Consider the following 21,463-nt stretch of genomic DNA (forward strand, 5'->3'; position numbering starts at 1 on the left):
ATGTAGTTACTTTATCATTATATAACCTCCTGAATAATTCATACTTTTAATTAAAACCATGTGAAACTGCCTCACGGCAGCTTACAATTACTTTTTCATCTTCACCCGTTAAGTGATGAAAAAAGAACCCCTTTCTGCTATGGTTAAAGTGACTAAACCAACCAAAAGAAAGGAGTTCTTTTCATGACTAGCTTACACAAAAACCAAGTAAAATTCAATTCAAATATCACTATTTCTCATACAGGTGGTCAATTATCGAGTGATTCGGGTCTCGTCCTAGTGAAAGAGCTGATGAACATCTTTGGTTTTTCTGAACTGGCTAAGCAACACATTCACATTGAAGACGAACGAGCGTATTTTACTCATGACAACTTATCCATACTTGAGCAGTTCATTATGCAATTAATTGCTGGTTACTCAGCTGATTCTGCAGCTAATCTCCTGAGACAAGATCCTGTGTTTAAAGCTGTTTTAGATAGGAAAGAACTCGCTTCTCAATCTTCACTTTCCCGATTTTTAGATCGACTATCTGAGGAGAATATCCATGAACTTCAAGCTTTGAACCAAGAACTTATCGATAAAGCACGCCTCATCCGTAATGATACGGAATTAATCATTGATTTAGATTCGACCCATTCAGATACATTTGGTCACCAAGAACAAACGAATTATAATACACACTACCAAACCTATGGTTACCATCCATTGGTAGCTTTTGACGGATTGACTGGTGACTTCTTAAAAGCTGAACTACGTTCAGGAAATCAATATACATCAAAAGGCGTAAAGGAGTTTCTCACACCTTTATTAGAGCACTATAATCACTCTCTACCAAACACTGACATCTTGGTTCGTGGAGACAGCGGGTTCGCTACACCTGGTGTGTATGATTCGTGTGAATCAAAAAAGAGTCATTATGTTATTCGACTGAAGAATAATCGTAGACTAGGTCAAATAGCTGAGAAATCAGTACTTTATGGCGATAATCAAAAGTGGGAAGAACGAGAAGTTCAGTACTTCTCGACCACTTATCAAGCACAATCCTGGTCACAAAGTCGTCGCGTGTGTATACGCTCAACACGTGAAGCGGGCGAACTACTCTTTCGACATGAATTTATCGTGACGAATCTATCAGAAAATGTTTCTCCTGATACCATCTTTTCTATCTATGCCAAACGTGGCACAATGGAGAACTTCATTAAAGAAGCGAAAGCTGGCTTTTACTTTGACAAAACAGACAGTCCTCGCTTTTTGGAGAATCATGTCCGAATGATGCTCAGCTTGATAGCTTACAACTTAGTCAACTTCTTAAGAACGATTGGCTTTGAAGAAGTCCAAAAGGGAATGACCATTCATTCTATTCGATTGAAGTTTCTGAAAGTTGCTGGGAAATTAGTCCAAACGGGTAGACGAGTCTATCTCAAATTATCTAGTTATCATGTGTATCAGAATGAATTCTACAGGGTCTTGGCTCGCCTGAGGCGAGCCAGTCAATGGATCTAATCCAACAATCTAACGATTTTTTTACTGGGAAGTTATCCAGGGAGAAGTATGCTCAAAATGCCTTACACCCAAAATTTATTCCTCAATATTTTTGAACAGTGAATGTTTGAAGTAACTTTTTAGTCAAAATCAGTTGATAGGGATATTAGTGATACATATTTCAATAAAATGTGCCAAAGAATTAAAGCTATGAATTATTCAGGAACCTAACTGTCAATAAAAAAATAACATGATTTTTCATTCAAATGAACGTTAAATCATGTTATCTTCGGTTAATTATTCGTTTCATATTCTTTCGCAATCGCTAAAACTTTTGATAAGGTATTAAAGTTACGTGTAGTAGCTACGATTTTCCAGCTCTTCTCCAGCAGATTATTAGTCAATTTACTTCTTGCTGAATTACCTGGTATATACATATACGCAGTTTTATAAGCAACATGAATTTGCTCGAATGATACGAATTTCTTCTTCTGTTGGTTGCTGACTTAACATACTGAAAAAGACACGTTTTAAATCATCGCCAGGTCTTTGAAACGGATTATTCGCTAACAAAGACTGAACTTCTTGCGGTGTACGGATAATAATTCCTAAATCAGGACCAATTTGAGTAATAATCAGCATATGAATATGTGTTGCTAATTCGTGAGCCTCTTTTTCAGTTGTCAAAATAATATTACCGGTGTGAAGATATGTTCGTGCATCTGGATAGCTGTTGTCTCTAAGCAGTTCTTGTAACTGTTTCATAGGCACTCTATTTTTTCCAGAAGGCATCACCCCTCTTAAAAAGACCAAATGAATCATCGCACTCTCCCCTTTTTCTTCTATTATATAGTTTGTCTATCTGAAAAAGTACGATAACGTTTGATATTGTTCCAATTTAAGTCTACACCAATTCCTAAACCTTGTGGCACAGCTAGCATACCGTCAATGACTAGCGCAGGCTCGGTTACTATATCAGCCTCATAATAGCGATTGGAACCTGAGATATCTCCTGGAAATTGGAAAACTTGTTGACTGGCAAATTGTAAATTCAGCGCACGACCAACACCAGATTCAAACATTCCGCCAAGCCAAACTATAATCTTCTTCTCTTTACAAAAAGAAAGGATACGTAAAGCTTCTGTAATTCCACCTACACGAGGGATTTTCAAATTAATGCTCTGACAACTACCTAATGCATAAGCAGTTTGGACGTCTTCTAACGTACGAATATTTTCATCTAAACAAATGGGTGTTTGTAATCGTTGTTGTAATTGTTGATGGTGTACAAAATCTCGTTGATGAAATGGCTGTTCAATCATCGCTAAGTGTAAGGTATCTAGTCTTTCGAGCATCGCCAAGTCTTCCCAAGAGTAGGCAGAATTCGCATCTGCCATCAAGACTAACTCCGGAAATTTTTGTCTTACTGCTGCAAGTGGTTCGTAATCCTTCGTGGGCGCGATTTTTATTTTGACACGTTGATAGCCCTGATCAACATAGTTTTGAACAATTTCTAAGAGATCTGCAATGGTTGGTTGTATCCCTACGCTTACGCCTACTGGGATTTTTTGACGGGTCTCTTCAAAATAAGTAACCAGTGAACGATTATGACGTTTTGCATGCAAATCCCAGACGGCTGTTTCAATGGCTGATTTTGCCATATAGTTGCCTTGTATCCCTTGGAATAATTGCCACACTTCACTGGGGTGATTGATTTCTTTATCGGATAACAATGGTAGTAAAAAGTCACGGATGACCTGACGCGAATTTGCTAATGTTTCTTCGATATAATCCGGTACTTCAAAGGCGACGAGTTCCCCGATACCTTGATTGCCTTGTTCATCACTTAAAAGATACAAATCGAAGGCTTTTTCCTTTAATACACCGTAACTAGTCACAAAAGGCGACTTCAATGGCAAACGTAGTTGTTCATGTCTAACTTCAACGATTCTCATCCTAGTTGCTCCTTTAACCAATTCTCCACAAGTTGTAAAAACATATCTGGTTGTTCGACATGGACACAATGACCGGCATTCGGCACAGTATGAATGTGCATCGCTGATTGTTTTATGTGCATTTTCCGCGCAATTTCTTGGAACTTATGATCCCATTCACCGGTAATATAAAGCAAAGGTATCGTCGTCTCTAATTGATTCCAATAACTTGGTTGTTGTCCAGTTCCCATCATAAACAAGCTCATCGCCAAACCATACGGCTGTTGGCTCATTCGTTCTTGTCGAATTTTTGCTTGGATTTTTGGTGATAACTGCTTTTGTGAATCAAATAAAGGTAATGCTTGCCAGAAATCAATAAAATCTCCCAATGGTTCTGTTAATAAACGTTGTGCCAATCGGTTATCTTTGTCAATCCGTGTTGTTCGTTCTGGTAAGGTAGCCAAACCTGGTGAAGCATTCTCCAAGATAATCCCTTTAACATTCTCATCTGTTAATCCCCACGCTAATGCGACACGCCCTCCCATCGAATACCCCAATACATAATAAGACGTAATCGCTAAATGCTGTAACAAAGCTTGTAGTTCACGAATGACATTGGTCATTTGGTAATGATCAGGATGAACAAAAACACTGGTTTTCCCATGGCCAATTAAGTCAATCCCTAGATAGTTATACGCTTCTGAAAATTTCAATGTTTGAAAAGTGTTCGATGTACCCGTAAATCCATGAAGGCAAACAATTGTGGGCTGCTCTTTCTTATATGGCGTGAACCATTGGTAAGCATACTCAACCATGGGTATCACCTAATGCAAGTTGATACTCCTGACAAATCGTTTCCCATAAATCAACTGGTTCTTTTTGGGTCCCACGAACTTCAATAAGTTGAAACCTAGGTTGTTGTTGTGCAGCAATAATCAATGCCTCAAAATCTTTTAAAGACGTTGGTTGGTGATACTGCGCCCCGTATAATTTAGCAACATGCTGAAAGTCCATATCTAAAGGAGTGCCAAATAACGGAGTGAAATCTTCGGGTGCCAATGTTTGTTGTGATAAGAAAGAGAAAATGCCCCCTCCATTATTATTTAATAAAACAATCGTGATTGGTAATTGGTATTGTTTCATCATCTGTAACCCATTCATATCGTGGAATAAGGCTAAATCACCAATTAAGAGAAAGGTTGGTTGTGCTTGGTTGGCCGCAATTCCAGCCGTTGTCGAAAGTAACCCGTCTATCCCATTCACGCCTCGATTCCCATGAATTGTCACACGATTAGGATTAGTAGCTGTCAATCGATCAACAAAACGAATAGCATTGCTGTTGGCCACAAATAACTGACTATCATGCAATTGATTGACTAAAGCAACCGTCGCTGCCGATTCATTGAATTCCTTTAAAAGTGGTTGGGCTGCTAAAACTTTCGTCGCAAGCTCTTGCTCTTGTTGCCAAGCAGTGATCCATGAATCCGCAACCTTCGTGAAGGTTGCTTGCTGGATACTCCGTAGGAATTCAGTAATCGTTGCTTCGATAAAGTAATTCGTTGTTTGTAACTGGTCTTGCCAAGAGAAAGCTGATTCTACTAAAATAGTCGGTGCATGCACTCGTTTTAGATACAACAAGACATTTTTAGTCACAGGTAACCGCCCGAAACGTAAAATAACTTCCGGTTGTAGTGTTGTCTCACTAAAAATCAAATCACTTTGTTTTAAATAATGCGTTGATGATTGACTGGTTGCGAGATTAGTTAAAGGATCTCCGACAATAGGCCAATTTAACCATTCTGCTAATGCCAAATAATGTTGTGCTTCCTTTATATCGTGTTGCTCTCCCACAATAATGAGGCCTTTTTTACCTAGCAATGGGCGTAACAAAGAGATGTCTACATTACGTTGACTCGGCACAATTGTAGAAGAAGTGTATTTTGGTGCTTTCATCGCCAAGTCAGGCAATAATGGCTCACGCAATGGGAAATTAACATGTACGGGTCCTTTCGGTGCTTGTTGTGCATGTAAGCTATTGGTTAACCCTTGCCAATGGCTATAACGCAATAATTCATCACTCGCTTCTGGGACGGTCATTTCTACAAATCGTTTAACATGACTTGCGTATAATTGTTGTTGATCCATTGCTTGTGGTGCTCCGACTTGCCGTAATTCAGGTGGACGATCTGTCGTTAAAACAACTAAAGGTAAATTGGTTGCTTCCGCTTCACAAATTGCTGGATAATAATTTGCCGCCGCTGTTCCCGATGTACAGACAATTGCAACAGGTTCATCGGTCGCTTTGATTAACCCTAATGCAAAGAATGCCGCCGAACGTTCATCAACATCGATAAAACAAGTGATATCTTGGTCGCGATGTAGCAGTAAAGACAATGGGGTGGAACGTGATCCAGGGCTAATAACCACTTTTTTAATCCCAGCTGTTTTTAACCCTTCGATAAATGCTAATAAATAACTAGTCATAACTTTTTGATGATTCAATACCTTTCACTCCTCGCAACATCGGTTGAAATTTCATCCGCGTTTCTTTTTCTTCTTCTTTAGCAATGGATTCGCCGACAATACCACAACCAGCATATAACAAGCCTTCATCTTCACTAAAGACACCTGAACGAATGCCTACCGCAAATTCACCGATGTCTTCTTTTAAACTTAACCAACCAATCGGTGCTCCGTATAAGCCGCGGCCAGAAACTTCATGTTCGGCTAACCATTGCATCGCCGCTTCTCTTGGTTCCCCACCTAATGCCGGTGTAGGATGCAGTGTTTGCACACATTGTAATAAATGCGTACCCTTTTTCCGTTTGCCAAAAAGAGGCAAATAAATATGTTGAATATCACGATTCTTTAAAAGTCGTCGTGCACCTAAAGTTAGTTCGTCAATAAAAGGAGCGAGTTCTTGTTCAATTCGATTGACGACTAACCCATGCTCATGCGAATTTTTAGCATCGTTTAATAACGATTGCCCCAATCGTTCATCTTCTGCTAGTGTTGTCCCACGTTTGATGGAACCAGCTACGCTTGCTGTTGCAAAATAATCAGGAGTACCTTCAATTAAACGTTCGGGTGTGGCTCCAATAAAACATCTTGTCGCGCCTTCTAAGACAAAGACATATGTGTTAGGTTGTTGATCCAAGAGATGGTTCAATATAACCGCAGAATCGAATTTTCCTGTCGTACTTAGTTTCATTTGGCGTGCTAAGACAACTTTTTTCAACGCCCCCGCTTGAATTGCTTGAACACTTTCATCTACCAACGTTAACCAAGGATCAATCCCAAGTTCAGTTGCTTGAATGTCAGGAGCAGGCGTTGCCTGTTCGCTAGGAGGCAACGTTAACAGTGCACAGACTTGTTCTTCTAACTGTTGAAAGACAGTTTCAACGTGTTCTTGATTGCGTACCGTCAGTGTCACGATACATTGCTCTTCTTGTTGACTAAACAAAATAAAAGGAACTTGAAAATAACCTTTTTCTAATTCATTCCAGAAAGATTCTGTTTTGCCAGACGAATCAAATGCAAATCCGCCAAATAAAAGCGGTTCTTGGTAGACTTCTGTTGGCAAAATCGTCGAATGTTCAAAAAAATAGGTTTGAAACGCTTGAATTTCTTCTGTTGTTTTCCCTTGCAACACTTCCAACTGACCTAACCCTAGCAAGACCACTTTTTTATCGGCTGATTGCCAAAAGAAGCGTTCCCCTTGATACGCATCGCTTTTCGCAAATAAATCGTTCAAAGCAACCGAAGCAATTGGATAAGAATAACTAATATACTCTGTTTGAATGGTTGCCAGTTGTTCATGTAAGTTGGTACACAATATAGTTCACTCTTTCTTCTGTTAGAAATTTTCGTTTTAATGGTTTGCCACTTGCTGTTTTCGGAATAGCTGAAACGATAAAATAGGCTTTTGGCTGTTTGTATTTTGCTAAACTCGCCAAATAAGGTTGTATCTCTGTACGTTGTAAGGAATCAGTAATCAGTAAATACGCAATCGGCACTTGTCCCCAAGTTGAATCTTCCTGACCAACCACAACGGCCTCTTGAATTAGTGGATGTTGCATGAGTGCTTGTTCTACTTCGGCAGGATAGATATTTTCACCACCAGAAATAATTAATTCACTCATTCGACTTAATATATATAAATACCCATCTTCATCCAAATACCCTAAATCACCTGTATGAAACCAATCGTCTTCATCCCAACTAGTGCGCTGATTTAAATAGGTTTGAACTACGCTAGGTCCCTTTAATAAAATCTCTCCCTGTTCAATCTTTAAGTCCACATTTTTTAGCGGTAAACCGGCAGAACCGATTTTTTCGCTGGCTTTTTCAGGTGGTAAAGCAATCACTTGGGAACAGGTTTCAGTCATTCCAAATGACTGAATGACTGAAAAGTTTTTTTGCTCGCATTCGTATAAAACAGCTTTGGCAATTGGCCCGCCACCTAATAAAAAATGACGGAAAGTAGATGGTTGTTGATGAATTAACGGCAAAAGATCCATTAACATTTTGCTTACAACAGATGCGATGGTTCCTCGCCCTTCAAGAATATCTGTTGCTAATTTGCTTGCATCGTATTTTTCATACAAACGAACACTCATCCCTAAAACTAACGAACGCAACATCACTGACAATCCACTAATATGATACAGTGCTGTTGGACACAACCAGCAATCATTCGCTGTAATAGCCATATTTTCTTGCGTTGCTAACGCACTGGCTTGATGATTGGCAAAGGTTTGTGGCACACCTTTTGGTTTACCGGTTGTCCCTGACGTATACATAATAGAGGCAATGTCCGTTAATTGATAGCCGTTATCCAGATAGTTTTCAGGAGCAATCTTTGCCAATTCTTTAGGAAAAGCGATTTGATGCACAATATTTAAGGGTTCTTCCGTAATCATGACAGTTGTTTGCGCATCTTGGAGTTGAAAAGTCAGTTCTGCTTTTGTTAAACGCGTATTGAGTAATTGGACATCAAGACCTAATTCCCATAGCGCTAAAATAGTAAGATACATCTCCTTAGAATTGCCACTAAAAATTGCGACACGTGAGCAATTTTTAGGAAGATGCTGCTGGAAATAATACGCATAAGCTTGAACAACTTCATTTAATGCATGAAAAGACCAGCTTTTATCTTTCCAATAAAAAGCTGGTCTTTTCGGATAAAGTTGCGCTTGTCGCTGTAACCAACTATTTGGTCTCATTTATTATGGGAATTTAGGAAACTGATCGAAATCAGGTTCACGTTTTTCTTTAAAGGCGTCGCGACCTTCTTTCGCTTCATCCATTGTGTAATACAATAGTGTCGCGTCCCCTGCTAATTGTTGAATACCAGCTAGTCCATCTGTATCTGCATTCATCGCTGCTTTAATCATACGTAAAGCTAATGGGCTTTTCTTCAACATTTCTTCGGCCCATTCCATCGTTACATCTTCCACTTCTTCTAAAGGAACCACTGTATTAATCCAGTTCATCGCTAAAGCTTCTTCTGCAGTGTATTGTTTGGTCATAAACCATACTTCTTTGGCTTTTTTATGTCCAACCACACGAGCAAGATATCCTGAACCATACCCGCCATCGAAACTACCGACGTTCGGTCCAGTTTGACCAAATTTAGCATTCTCGGCTGCAATCGTAATATCACAAACCAATTGAAGGACGTTTCCGCCACCAATTGACCAGCCTTTGACCATCGCGATGACTGGTTTTGGAATGACACGAATTAAACGTTGTAAATCTAACACATTTAAACGTGGCACTTGGTCTTCACCAACGTAGCCCCCATGTCCGCGGACTTTTTGGTCACCACCCGAACAAAAGGCTTTCTCACCGGCACCTGTTAAAATAATTACACCAATATCTTGGCGGTCACGACTAATGTTGAATGCTTCAATCATTTCTGCGACTGTTTTCGGTGTAAACGCGTTATGTCTTTCTGGTCGATTAATCGTTATTTTCGCAACTTTCCCGTATTGTTCGAAAAGAATTTCATCATAGGTTTTAATTGTTTGCCATTCTCTCATGGAACTAATTCCTCCTTTATTGCATCACTTACTCATTATACATAAGATAACAAAAAAAGAGATAATTTTTGCTTCAAAAAAACAACTAGCCATTTTTTTTACTCTCCGCTATACTAAATAAAACAAAGGAGCACGATTATGAACCTACTAGAACAGTTAAACATTCAAACAAAACAAGTAACCAAAGAAAAAGTCGTCTTATCTTTGGAAGTAACTGATCAGCATAAACAACCATTTGGTTATCTGCACGGTGGTATGAATGGTGTATTAATTGAAACTGCTTGTAGTATTGGCGCAAATCAACAATTATCAGCCGGCTTTGCAGTAGGTGTTGATTTACAAGTCAGTCATCTTCACGCCGTACAATCTGGTGAATTACAAGTCATCGCCACACCAGAAAAAATTGGTCGGCGCTTGCAATTTTGGCGTGCTGAAATTTATTTGCTAGATACGTTAGTCGCAACTGGCAAATGTACGTTAATGGTAAACACAAAAACGAGTGACTCGCATTAGAGTCACTCGTTTTTGTGAATAAACTTGCCGACCGTCTCGCCTTCTAAGACAATTGGCCGACAATTAGGAATATGTAAACGTAATGTTTCGTCTTCGGTTAAATTCATTAGATGCATCATCATTGTGCGAATACATCCTTGATGCGAAAAAATCGCCATATCATTATGCCAGTAATCATTAAAAAAAGCCTGCATACGCTGCAAAACATCAGTATAACTTTCACCACCTGGCGCTTTCGCCTGAAAACTATGCGTAAAATCTGACGGTAAGGTGGCACAAAATTCAGTTAAATCAGCTAATGATTGTCCTTCTAAGGTACCTAATGAGCGTTCTTTTAGACGGTCATCGAGAAGGATATCGTTTCTACTAGTCGCAAGATACGCTGTTTCAAATGCACGTGATAATGTGGATGCGTAGACTGTTTCAACCGACTTTAAAGAATGAAATTGTTGGAGTTGACGCGCTTGTTGTCGGCCTTTTTCAGTTAAGGGTGTATCAAATTGTCCAGTAAAGACACGCTTTTGTGGATTCTCACGATTAAATTTATTATAAGTCGATTCGCCATGTCGAATTAAAATTAGTTTCACACTGTTCCTCCTAATAAGTTTGTTAATTTTGTCAGTGAAAGTGGCTGTTGCGGGACGTGTTGATTATCCCAAAAAGCATCGTTTTGGTAACGTGGGACCACGTGGACATGAAAATGAGTGCCTTCATCCATCACTTTCCCATTATTTTGCAAGATAGACACACCCTGAACAGCAAAGTTTGTCTCTAGGATTTCAACTAGTTCTTGTTCTAATTCAATTAATTCGTGTAACACTTCTTTCGATAACAGTCGTATATTGGTATCATGCGATTTAGAAATAATCAGTAAGTGCCCTTGCTGGATTGGATCGGTATCATAAACGACATAAAAATGTGTGGTTGTTTTCAAATAGTTAGCAGGTAGAATCGTCTCGCAAAAATGACAAAGCATCCGCACACATCCTTTCTTTGAGGTCTTTTTATTATCCCAAGAAAAACTGGATTCGTCTAGATTAATGTTTAGTAGTTTACATAAATAAATTATCGTATTCTTAAACAACAAAAAAAACCTTACGTAGATACGCAAGGTTTTTCCTTATTGAGCAGAAATGGCTAAGCCAATTGCTTTTTCTCCTAAATGTGTGCCGATAACTGGACCAAAATATCCAATTTCAACAGGTACATCGGGATAACGTTCTTGTAATTTTTTCTGTTCTTCTAAAGCCATTTCTAAATTATTCGCATGAATAACATATAATTTTACAGGATGTTTGATTTCGTCTTTATGTTGACCAATGACTTCTTCGGCACGGTTAAAGGCTTTTTTACTTGAACGAATTTTTTCAAATAAAACAATTTTCCCTTCTTCAAAAGTCAAGACGGGTTTAATTTTTAATAAGCCAGCGACAACTGCTGCACCATTAGTCAGACGACCACCACGTACTAAGTTATTTAAATCATCGATGATTAAATAGGCATGCGTGTTGTCTCGAATAACATCTAAATGTACTAAAATTTCTGCTAAAGATTTCTCTTGATCGATTCCATCCACTGCCACTTCAACCATATGTCCCATCGGCATACTGGTAATCTTAGAGTCATACGGGATGATTTTGACACCGTCAATGGCATTTTCAATCGTGTGTAAGTTATTGACGAATCCTGAAATCCCTGAAGATAAGTGGATACTGATAATGGTATCGTATCCTTTTGCAGCGATTGATTCATATAATTCAAGCGCTTCGCCTAGTGCAGGTTGCGAAGTTGTTGGGAACTCCTTGCTATTTTTTAATAGTCCATAATATTCATCCGCTTCAATATCGATGCCTTCATTGTAAATTTGACCATCTAAAATAGCTGGAATCGGCATAATGAATAAATCAGGATGTTTTTGAATGCGCTCAGGTAAAAACGCTGTGCTATCTGTAACAATTGCTAATTTCATTTTCTATCCTCGTTTCAAACAATTTTCAAACGTTAGTACTAATATAGCATAAACCTATCCGTTTTTAAAAGTGCTTCTAATCATTTTGACAGAAACTGTTGAATTGCTTGGCGATTCATTTCTGAATCAACAACGAGCACACTACCTGCTTCAAATGTTTCACCGTAATACCATGAATTTTCTACAGGCACACTTAAACGATCAATGCCACCTGCACCTTTCGCAATTGAGAAGGTATTTTTTAGCAAAAAGCCCATAGATACATCGGTCGACGCATACCCCATCACTTTCCCAGCTGCATAAGGTAATTTCACCAGTGATAACGGATTTTTTAATTGACTAAAGACTGCATTCATCACTTGTTGTTGGCGACGTACACGTCCGAAATCACCTTCTTCATCCATACGGAAACGAGCATATTGTAAAAGGGTTAACCCATCCATTCGTTGAGTACCTTTTTTGATTGGAACTTCTAGGTTTTTACTCATATCTTTTTCAGCATCGATTTTTACACCACTTGGAAACAGTGTATCAATGACTTTTTCAAAGGTTTTAAAATCAACGGTCGTATAATAATTGGTATCAATGCCAAAATTTTGCGAGAGGGTGGTTCGCACAAGCTCGGCACCACCATAGGCATACGCGGCATTGATTTTATTGTCTCCTACTCCAGGGATAGTGACCAACGTATCACGCATAAAGGAAATTAATTTCGGCTTCTTCGCTGGGCCATCTAATTGTAAGACCATAATCGTATCCGCACGAGCAGTTTCTCCTTCACGGCTATCATTTCCGATTAATAAAATATTATGACTGCCATCCGCCGATTTCATCCCGTTGAATGTTTCTGGTTGTACGGTAAGATTCGCATCACTTTTTGCTACTTGTTGCCCGACAAAAAATGAAATTCCTGAATAGGCAAAAAACAAGAGAATAAATGTCACCAGACAGCGGATAAAGCGATGTTTCTTCTTTTGTTTTTTTGGTTTCTTTTTAAAAAAGCTAGATTTTGGTGGGGGCGAGCTAGCCGGTCTCGAATGACTAGCCTCATTTTCTTCCCAAGAATCCTCCCAGTCATTCTTCTTTTCAATTGTTTTCCGCGCAAATAATTGCTCGGTTGATTTTTGTTTTTTATGGCGATCCATTCGACTCATCTTTTGTTCCTCCAAAGGTTTATTCTCTTATAGCATACATGACCCTTTCAATAAAGCAATTTAAAATAAGAAAACTTAAGCTTTTTCTACAAAAAAACCTATGCTTTTGGCATAGGTTACTGGATAATTTTTACAGGATAACTCCCGATATTTCTAGTATGTCCCTTTAAAAGCTCAATTTCTTCGATGGCATTTTGAATGAGTGCTTGATTGTCATCTAATGTTAAATCCACAATGAAGAAATATTCGCCTAAACTGGTTTTTAATGGGCGTGACTCGATTTTGCTTAAATCAATGTTGCGCCAAGCAAAACACGATAAGACTTTATGCAATGCTCCAGGTAAATTATCTGGCAGTGTCATAAATAACGTATTACGTGCAGGTTTGCCTAATGAATCAAGTGTTTCGCCTTTTGTTGCAGTTAATACCCAAAAACGTGTTTGATTTAACGCGTTGTCTTGAATATCCTTTGCTAAAATTTCTAACCCATATTCCCCAGCAGCTTTATTTGAAGCAATCGCTGCGCAGTGCTCTTCTGGATGATTTGCCACATATTCTGCGGCAAATGTCGTTGAGGCAACGGCTTCTAGTGGCGTATTGGGAAAGTTCGTCTCTAAAAAACGTTGCGACTGCGCCAACGCTTGGGGATGAGACAGAATTTTAGTAATGGTTTGTTCATCGGGGTGTCCTAGCAATTGCTGACGAATTGGCAAAACGATTTCTCCAGCAACAAAAAGCTTATCTTGATGGAAAATCCGATCCACACTAGCATGTACAGAGCCTTCTAACGAGTTCTCAATAGGAACTACTGCAAAACTAATCTGATGTTCTTCTAATGCTTGAATACAAAATGGAATCGACGGATAAGCGACTAGTTCGGTTTCATCTGTGATGGTGCTGGCTGCTTGGAAGGTAAAGGAATTTTTCGGTCCTAAATAACCAACTTTCATTTACTCACCTACTTGTTTCAAAATTTCTGTGACGATTTCTTCGGGTGTTTTTCCGGTTGTTTCAATGATAATTCGCGCACTTTCTTCATATAGAGGGACACGTGGTCGATAGATTGCTTCAATCTCTGCAGGTGTTTTAGAATCCGCTAGAGGTCGAACATTTTCCTCATCATGTGTAACACGTTGAATTAATTCAGATAAGTCCGCCTTCAAATAAACCACATAAGGCATTTTTTTGAGCAATGTACGATTTTTATCTTTTAAAACAATGCCGCCACCTGTTGAAAGGACTCCTTTTAAGGTATCCACTTCGGCTAAAACAGCTGTCTCTATGTCACGAAAAGCTGCATCACCATATTGATCAAAATATTCAGCAATACTCATACCGATTTTGTCAACGATTAATTGATCAAAATCGTACTGTGGGCAACCCATTTTTTCAGCTAAAAGATTGCCTACAGTTGTTTTACCCGCACCCATAAAACCAATCAAAACAATTTGATTCATTTTATTTTGCGCCTCCTTGAATTAACGTCTGAATATCATCAAAAAATGCTGGATACGAAATTGCTACGGCTTCTGGACGTTCTAATTCAACATCCCCTTCGCTAATTAATGCTGCCACTTGTAGCATCATACCAATGCGATGATCACCCAAGCTAGAAACAGTGGCCCCGTGTAATGGCGTAGGTCCATTGATGATTAATCCGTCTTCGGTGGCAGTAATATCAGCACCCATTTTACGTAATTGATCAGCAGTTGCATCAATTCGGTTGGTTTCTTTCACTTTTAATTCTTCGGCATCTTTAATGATTGTTGTTCCTTGTGCTTGTGTCGCTAATAAAGCAATGACAGGTAATTCATCAATCAAACGTGGAATTAAATCCCCTTCAATGGTCGTAGCCTTTAAATTTGATGTGCGAATGAGCATATCTGCGGATTGATTTTGTGTATCTTCATTGAAGATTTCTAAATCTGCACCCATGTCTTGTAGCACATCAACAATTCCCGTACGAGTTGGATTAATCCCAACGTTCGTTAGTGTAATTTCACTATTTGGGGTAATGGCTCCCGCTACTAAGAAAAAGGCCGCAGACGAAATATCTCCTGGAACAGTTACAGCTTGACCAGTTAATGTTTGTGGGCCAGTGATGGAAATTTCTTTGCCAGTCACCTGAATGTCCCCACCAAATTGACGAATCATTTCTTCCGTATGGTTACGTGATACTTCTTTTTCTAAAATAGTAGATGTTCCTTTTGCTTGCATCGCCGCAAAAATAATAGCTGATTTTACTTGCGCACTGGCCATTGGCATAACGTAATGAATCGGTTGTAACTCCTTCACCCCTTCAATGGTAATTGGTGGGAATTCAGAATCGTTGTCTCCGTGCATTTGCGCGTTCATTTCACGCAAAGGCAACATCACACGATTCATCGGTCGTTTATTTAAAGAATCATCACCAAACAATGTCGTTTCAAAATCCGAACCAGCTAAAATACCCATCATTAAACGAATGGTTGTACCTGAGTTTCCAATGTCAATCGCTGTGTCTGCTGGTTTCAAACCACCAAATCCTTGTCCTTCAATCGTAATCGTTTCACCATCGTCTTCAATGGGGACTCCTAACGCTTGGAACGCGTGTAGGGTGCTCATGCAATCTTCGGCACGTAAGAAGTTTTTCACGGTTGTTTTGCCATTAGCTAGTGACCCGAACATGATGCTGCGATGTGAGATTGATTTATCTGCTGGAACACGTAACGTTCCGTTTAATTGATTTGCCTGTGATAATTTCATAGTTTCCTCCTATTTCAGACGACAAGGATAGTCGGTCTTCTCTTCAATACATTGTTTACCGGCAAGTAAATCTCCTTGATTTTTAAAGGTTAGTTGTAACACACCGATAATGTCTTCACGCGTTTCTAAAATCTTAATGTTAATGACAGAAATATCTGCTTGACCCAAAATGCTGGTAATTTCCGCAATGACCCCTGGACGGTCAGGAACATCCACCATTAAATCATAAAACGCTGGAATCGCCCCATTGCTATGAACAGGTAAGTTATCACGCGTATCTTTTGCATTTTCAAAAAATTGAAAAATCTTTGTTTGGTCTTCTGTTTTCAACCAGTCAGAAATTTCTGTCATTTGTGTTTGCCAAGTATCCATTAAAGCTAGCAACGCTTCACGGTTACTCAGTAAAATATCCGTCCACATCTGTGGATCAGCCGAAGCAATTCGTGTAATGTCTCGAAAACCACCGGCGGCTAATTGTTTGGCGCGCGGGTGCAATTGATTGAATACATCGGCTTGATTGACTAATCCAGAGGCGATGATATGCGGTAGATGGGACAACATCCCCGTAATTTGGTCGTGTTCTTCGGCAGTTAACATCACATATTTGGCACGCGCACCTTGGAATAACACTTGCAGTTCCGTTACTCGTTTAGCTACTTGTTCGTTTTGTGGGACAGTAAAAATATAGTAGGCATTTTCAAAAAGATCCCCATTAGCGGCTGATACCCCAGATTTATGTGAGCCAGCCATTGGATGCCCTCCGATAAAATCAAACGGTAATTGTTCTGCAAGTACCATAATTTCTTGTTTGGTACTCCCCGCATCTGTGACTAGTGCGGTTGGTTTTAATGGAAGAGCAGCTAATTCTTGTAAATAAGTCAACGATGTTTTAATAGGAACTGCTAGCAAGAGAATATCTGCTTTAACGGCACCTTCTTCAAACGTCGTTGGAATTTCGTCGACGATTTGTTGGTTTTTAGCAATAATTCGAGTTTCTTCAAAATAATCCCAACCAATTAAATGAACTGCTGGATGTTCTTTTTTGATTGCGATGGCTAAAGAAGCACCAATTAATCCTAAACCAATAATTAATACATTTTGTTTCATGCCTACCTCCACAACATCTTAGTAATTTTTCAAGTATTCACGGTATTCTTTCACTGCTTGAACCAATTCTTCAAATGAATCACTAGAGAATTTTTCTAAAATTTCATTTGCGACAACAGTTGCGACAACACTTTCTGCAACGACACTTGCCGCAGGAACAGCTGTACTATCCGAACGCTCGACACTTGCTTTATACGGTTGTTTAGTGTCAATATCCACACTTTGTAATGGTTTATATAAAGTTGGGATTGGTTTCATCACACCACGAACAACAATTGGTTCGCCGTTTGTCATGCCACCTTCAAAACCACCTAAATTATTGCTACGACGTGTGTAGCCATCTTCTTCATTCCATAAAATCTCATCCATAACTTTAGAACCTGGCAAGACACCCGCTTCAAAACCAACACCGAATTCAGCACCTTTAAAGGCATTGATACTAACAACTGCTTGAGCAATTTTTGCATCTAATTTTTTATCCCATTGGACGTAACTGCCAAGTCCAGCTGGTACGCCACCAACTAATACTTCAACAACCCCACCTATAGTATCGCCGTTACGTTTTGTTTGGTCGATTAATTGACGAATTTCGCTTTCAACTGTTGGATCAACGACACGAACGTCAGATGCTTCAGAAATTGCTTTGACTTCACTCACAGTAATCCCTTCTGGAATTGTTGCTTTAATGCCACCAAGCATTGTAACGTGGCCAGCTACTTCAATATCTAATTCAGATAAGATTTTTTTCGCTACAGCACCAATCGCTACACGCATAGTTGTTTCACGAGCTGATGAACGTTCTAAGACATTACGCAAATCATCATGATGGTATTTCATTCCACCCACTAAGTCAGCATGTCCGGGTCTTGGACGAGCCACACGACGTAATTTCTTTTGTTTTTCTTCGACTTCTTCAATACTCATGACTTTTGTCCAGTTTTTCCAGTCTTTGTTTTCAACGACCATCGTAACCGGTGAACCCAATGTTTTTCCGTGACGTACACCAGAAGTGATACGTACTTGGTCTGTTTCAATTAACATACGACCACCGCGACCATAACCGGCTTGGCGACGGGCTAATTCGTGATTAATATCTTCTGCTGATAAAGGCATTCCTGCTGGTAATCCTTCAATAATTGCTGTTAGTTCTGGTCCATGTGACTCTCCTGCTGTAATATAACGCATATAAGTTCCCCCTATTTATAAGTAGTCTTTCATCGTTTCAATTGGTATTGACACAATTTTTGCTTGGCCAATTTTTTCAAGTAAAATAATCTTTAATTGTGTTCCTCGTGCTTTTTTATCATGCGTAATTGCCTGATAAACAGCTTGTGGGTCGATTGTTAGTTGGGTTGGCAAATGGAATTTCTCAATCATGTGAATTAATTGTTCCGTCGTACCTGCTGGCATTTCTCCGATTTCTTCCGCATGTTTTGAAATCATCACCATTCCAACTGCGACACCTTCCCCATGACTGACCACGCCATATCCAGCGGTATTTTCAATGCCATGGCCGATTGTATGACCAAAATTCAGTGTTAGACGACTACCATTATCAAATTCATCTTCTTCTACAACTTTACGTTTGACTTTTAAAGAAGGGATAATCACTTCTTCGGCACGTTCTAGTAATTCGAACTCGTCTTTCATTGATGCTAGTAACTGCCAAAGTTCTAAATCAGCGATAGCCGCAGATTTGATAATTTCGGCAATTCCTTCACGTAATCGACGATCATCTAATGTTTTTAAAACTTCCGGATCAATTAACACGCCATCTGGTTGTGAAAAAGTACCTACTAAATTTTTGGCATTTTTCGTATTGACGGCTGTTTTGCCGCCAATACTTGAATCAACTTGGGATACCAAAGTTGTCGGAATCTGCAAGAAATGTAAGCCACGCATGTAAGTAGAAGCGACAAAACCAACTAAATCGCCGATGACGCCACCACCTAATGCGATGATGCCATCGCTACGTGTAAATCCATCTTCTGCTAATAAATCATATAAGTTGGTCGCTTGTTCTAATGATTTGCTTTGCTCCCCTGCTGGTACAACAAACATACTTACTTGAAAATCACAAGCTTTCAGTGACTCTGTGACCATTTTACCGTAAAGTGGGGCTACATTGCTATCAGTAATTACTGCGATGCGTTGAGGTTTCCATAAGCTTTGTACCCATGGTCCGCATTTTTTTAGCAAATGACGTTCAATTTGAATCTCGTATTGATGATTGGTTAAATTTACCCTTAGCATTTCTGGACACATCCCTTAACGTTAATTATTTTTACATTTCACGAATTTGTTTCATTGCATTGAAAATGACGTCTACTTCATTCATCATTTTCAAGTAGTTTTTCTCATTTAATGATTGTGGACCATCTGACCAAGCATTTGCTGGATCTGGATGAATTTCAACAATCATACCGTCTGCTCCGGCAGCAACACCCGCACGCGCCATTGGTGGTACTAAGTCCCAAACGCCAGTCCCATGACTAGGGTCTACAATAATTGGGAAGTGGCTTAATTTTTTCATAATTGGTACAGCACTTAAATCAAACGTGTTACGTGTAGCTGTCTCATACGTACGGATACCGCGTTCGATGAAGATAACGGGGCTTTTTTCTGAAATAGCGATGTATTCCGCAGCATTTAACCATTCATCGATAGTTCCTGAAATCCCACGTTTCAAGCCGATTGGTTTTCCTGTTTGACCAACAGCTGACAATAATTTGAAGTTTTGCATGTTGCGGGCACCAATTTGGATAATGTCACTGTATTCTGCTACCACGTCAATGTGGGCTTCGTCCATTACTTCTGTAATAACTTTCATATCGTATTCATCTGCAGCTTGACGAATGTATTTTAAGCCTTCTTCTTCTAGTCCTTGGAATGCGTATGGTGAAGTACGTGGTTTGTACGCACCACCACGTAAGATTTGGGCACCACCAGCTTTTGCCATACGTGCTGTTTCACGAATTTGGTCTAACCCTTCAATCGAACATGGGCCAGCCATTGTTACAAAGCTACCATCACCAATTTTCACACCATCTACATCAACAACAGTATCTTGTGGGTGGAATTCACGAGAAGTTAGTTTGTAGGTATTGCTAATGCGAACAGTTTTGTCTACACCTTGGTAGCTGCGGAAAGCCACGTCTTGAATGTTGCGTGTATCGCCGATTAAACCTAATACAACTTGTTCACTACCTTGGTTAATTTGGACATCTAAGCCACTATCTTTAATACGTTCGATGACTGCATCGACTTGTTCTTTTGTTGCACCTGGTTTCATAATTACTATCATTGTTTTATCCTTCTTTCATATCTCTCTGATTTTAGTATTAGCTATTTTCAATAACAGGTTTGATAATATCAACGGGCATTTTTTTACCTGTCCAACATTCAAATGCTTCTGCCCCTTGATACACGAGCATGCCCAAGCCATTGATTGTTTTGGCACCCACTGCTTTGGCTTGTTTTAATAAATGTGTTTCACGCGGATTGTAGATAGCATCATACACCGTCAAATCGTTACGTAGTAATGTTGCATCGTAAAGTGGTGAGGTGTCATCTGACATGCCGACGCTAGTTGCATTGACTAATAAACTTGATTCTTTCAACGCAGTGGCTAATTTATTTTGATCACTGAGTTCTGTCAGTGTGATCATACAATTGGTTTTTGCTGTAATTTCTTTGATTTTTTCTTTCATCCGTTCATAACGTGGACTTTTACGACTAAAAACATGAATGGTTTGCATCCCATCGAGTGCGGCTTGGCAAATCATCGCAGTTGCGGCACCACCAGCACCAAGTAACGTCATCGTTTCACCGCTAATTGCTACTTGATTTTCTCGTAAGCTTTCACAAAAGCCGACACCATCCGTGTTATGTCCAATTAATTTCCCATCGCGATGAATAATTGTGTTAATGGCACCGATAAGTTCGGCAGCTTCGGTGAGTTCATCCATATAGGAGACTGCCGCAATTTTATGAGGCATCGATACGTTTGCTCCTAACATATCAAAAGTTCGAATCGCTTGAATGCCATTCTCCAATTCTTCTTTCGATACATCGAAAGCAAGATACACGGCATCGGTGTTGGTTTCTTTAAACGCTAAATTGTGCATTTTTGGTGAAATACTGTGCTTGGCAGGACTGGCTAAAAAGCCGACCAACCGGGTATAACCGCTTATGGCTGTTCTTTCCACTTGCTTCCTCCTTACAATAAAAAATGTCCACTAGTAGTTTGAAAAATCTACTAGTGGACATTTTAATACTCAAAAAAAGTATGAAAATTTATACTCAGCCACCATAGATTTTCCCTATCTACGTGGCTTAAAATCAATACGAATCACTCTAGCCATCATAGATACAAACTGTCTGTTTGTACCCATGGTTTCATGAATACAAACCTATCTAAAATAGCTAAAGTAGTAATTATTCAGTTTTGGTTGTCGTGTGTTTTTCATAAAAAAATCGCTCCAAACTGATGTAAGATTGAATTTAGTATATGGG

At 39.4% G+C, this 21,463-nt stretch carries 21 protein-coding genes; 2 read left to right on the plus strand and 19 right to left on the minus strand.

Annotated elements, in window-relative coordinates:
- Positions 1-183 precede the first annotated feature (183 nt).
- Positions 184-1,503 (plus strand): IS1380-like element IS1678 family transposase, encoded by a 1,320-nt coding sequence (locus tag PYW32_RS06575; RefSeq protein WP_016175115.1) that lies wholly within the window; start codon positions 184-186, stop codon positions 1,501-1,503.
- A gap of 426 nt (positions 1,504-1,929) precedes the next feature.
- On the opposite strand, the gene PYW32_RS06580 is transcribed toward PYW32_RS06575, so the two are convergent.
- From PYW32_RS06580 to menB, 7 genes are read right to left on the minus strand one after another with little or no spacing between them, the layout of a single operon-like run.
- Positions 1,930-2,304, minus strand: a complete 375-nt coding sequence (locus PYW32_RS06580) for a DUF1697 domain-containing protein (RefSeq protein ID WP_016175114.1) — start codon at positions 2,302-2,304, stop codon at positions 1,930-1,932.
- A gap of 23 nt (positions 2,305-2,327) precedes the next feature.
- On the minus strand, positions 2,328-3,437 hold the full coding sequence (gene menC, locus PYW32_RS06585) for an o-succinylbenzoate synthase (protein ID WP_016175113.1): 1,110 nt from the start codon (positions 3,435-3,437) through the stop codon (positions 2,328-2,330).
- Positions 3,434-4,231 carry a 2-succinyl-6-hydroxy-2,4-cyclohexadiene-1-carboxylate synthase gene (menH, locus tag PYW32_RS06590; RefSeq protein ID WP_016175112.1) on the minus strand — a complete coding sequence of 266 codons (798 nt, stop codon included), beginning with the start codon at positions 4,229-4,231 and terminating at the stop codon, positions 3,434-3,436. Before menH ends, menC begins: the two co-directional genes overlap by 4 nt.
- A complete protein-coding gene (gene menD, locus PYW32_RS06595; protein ID WP_016175111.1) occupies positions 4,224-5,918 on the minus strand; it encodes a 2-succinyl-5-enolpyruvyl-6-hydroxy-3-cyclohexene-1-carboxylic-acid synthase in 1,695 nt (564 codons plus the stop codon). Before menD ends, menH begins: the two co-directional genes overlap by 8 nt.
- Entirely contained in the window at positions 5,893-7,251 is a 1,359-nt protein-coding gene (locus PYW32_RS06600) for an isochorismate synthase (protein WP_016175110.1), read from the minus strand. Before PYW32_RS06600 ends, menD begins: the two co-directional genes overlap by 26 nt.
- Positions 7,232-8,641, minus strand: a complete 1,410-nt coding sequence (gene menE, locus PYW32_RS06605; protein ID WP_016175109.1) for an o-succinylbenzoate--CoA ligase — start codon at positions 8,639-8,641, stop codon at positions 7,232-7,234. The genes PYW32_RS06600 and menE overlap by 20 nt, the downstream gene beginning before the upstream one ends.
- A 3-nt stretch (positions 8,642-8,644) precedes the next feature.
- Positions 8,645-9,460: a 1,4-dihydroxy-2-naphthoyl-CoA synthase gene (gene menB / locus PYW32_RS06610; protein ID WP_016175108.1), complete on the minus strand. Its 816-nt coding sequence runs from the start codon at positions 9,458-9,460 to the stop codon at positions 8,645-8,647.
- A 138-nt stretch (positions 9,461-9,598) separates the two neighbouring features.
- On the opposite strand from menB, the gene PYW32_RS06615 reads away from it, so the two are divergent.
- Entirely contained in the window at positions 9,599-9,973 is a 375-nt protein-coding gene (locus PYW32_RS06615) for a PaaI family thioesterase (protein ID WP_016175107.1), read from the plus strand.
- A 2-nt stretch (positions 9,974-9,975) separates the two neighbouring features.
- Here the strand turns inward: PYW32_RS06615 and PYW32_RS06620 are convergent, their stop codons facing one another.
- From PYW32_RS06620 to aroE, 12 genes are all read right to left on the minus strand, one after another.
- A complete protein-coding gene (locus PYW32_RS06620) occupies positions 9,976-10,560 on the minus strand; it encodes a histidine phosphatase family protein (protein WP_016175106.1) in 585 nt (194 codons plus the stop codon).
- Positions 10,557-10,949: an HIT family protein gene (locus tag PYW32_RS06625; protein ID WP_016175105.1), complete on the minus strand. Its 393-nt coding sequence runs from the start codon at positions 10,947-10,949 to the stop codon at positions 10,557-10,559. The genes PYW32_RS06620 and PYW32_RS06625 overlap by 4 nt, the downstream gene beginning before the upstream one ends.
- A gap of 144 nt (positions 10,950-11,093) precedes the next feature.
- Complete coding sequence (locus PYW32_RS06630; RefSeq protein ID WP_016175104.1) at positions 11,094-11,942, minus strand: DegV family protein; 849 nt, start codon at positions 11,940-11,942, stop codon at positions 11,094-11,096.
- An 80-nt stretch (positions 11,943-12,022) separates the two neighbouring features.
- Entirely contained in the window at positions 12,023-13,096 is a 1,074-nt protein-coding gene (locus PYW32_RS06635) for an LCP family protein (protein ID WP_016175103.1), read from the minus strand.
- 116 nt (positions 13,097-13,212) lie between these two features.
- Positions 13,213-14,046 (minus strand): prephenate dehydratase, encoded by an 834-nt coding sequence (pheA, locus tag PYW32_RS06640; protein ID WP_016175102.1) that lies wholly within the window; start codon positions 14,044-14,046, stop codon positions 13,213-13,215.
- Positions 14,047-14,553 carry a shikimate kinase gene (locus PYW32_RS06645; protein ID WP_016175101.1) on the minus strand — a complete coding sequence of 169 codons (507 nt, stop codon included), beginning with the start codon at positions 14,551-14,553 and terminating at the stop codon, positions 14,047-14,049.
- A 1-nt stretch (position 14,554) separates the two neighbouring features.
- The gene (aroA, locus tag PYW32_RS06650) at positions 14,555-15,841 is read right to left on the minus strand and encodes a 3-phosphoshikimate 1-carboxyvinyltransferase (protein ID WP_016175100.1); all 1,287 of its coding nucleotides are present in this window, start codon (positions 15,839-15,841) and stop codon (positions 14,555-14,557) included.
- A gap of 9 nt (positions 15,842-15,850) precedes the next feature.
- Positions 15,851-16,948: a prephenate dehydrogenase gene (locus tag PYW32_RS06655; RefSeq protein ID WP_016175099.1), complete on the minus strand. Its 1,098-nt coding sequence runs from the start codon at positions 16,946-16,948 to the stop codon at positions 15,851-15,853.
- A gap of 18 nt (positions 16,949-16,966) precedes the next feature.
- A complete protein-coding gene (gene aroC / locus PYW32_RS06660) occupies positions 16,967-18,133 on the minus strand; it encodes a chorismate synthase (protein WP_016175098.1) in 1,167 nt (388 codons plus the stop codon).
- Between the two features lie 15 nt (positions 18,134-18,148).
- Positions 18,149-19,201 carry a 3-dehydroquinate synthase gene (gene aroB / locus PYW32_RS06665; protein ID WP_016175097.1) on the minus strand — a complete coding sequence of 351 codons (1,053 nt, stop codon included), beginning with the start codon at positions 19,199-19,201 and terminating at the stop codon, positions 18,149-18,151.
- Positions 19,202-19,232: 31 nt separating this feature from the next.
- Positions 19,233-20,252, minus strand: coding sequence for a 3-deoxy-7-phosphoheptulonate synthase (gene aroF / locus PYW32_RS06670; protein WP_016175096.1), 1,020 nt, complete (start codon positions 20,250-20,252; stop codon positions 19,233-19,235).
- 37 nt (positions 20,253-20,289) lie between these two features.
- Positions 20,290-21,156 carry a shikimate dehydrogenase gene (gene aroE / locus PYW32_RS06675; protein WP_016175095.1) on the minus strand — a complete coding sequence of 289 codons (867 nt, stop codon included), beginning with the start codon at positions 21,154-21,156 and terminating at the stop codon, positions 20,290-20,292.
- Positions 21,157-21,463 lie beyond the last annotated feature (307 nt).

It is taken from the genome of Enterococcus saccharolyticus subsp. saccharolyticus (genome assembly GCF_029023825.1).
Classification (GTDB): Bacteria; Bacillota; Bacilli; order Lactobacillales; family Enterococcaceae; genus Enterococcus_F; species Enterococcus_F saccharolyticus.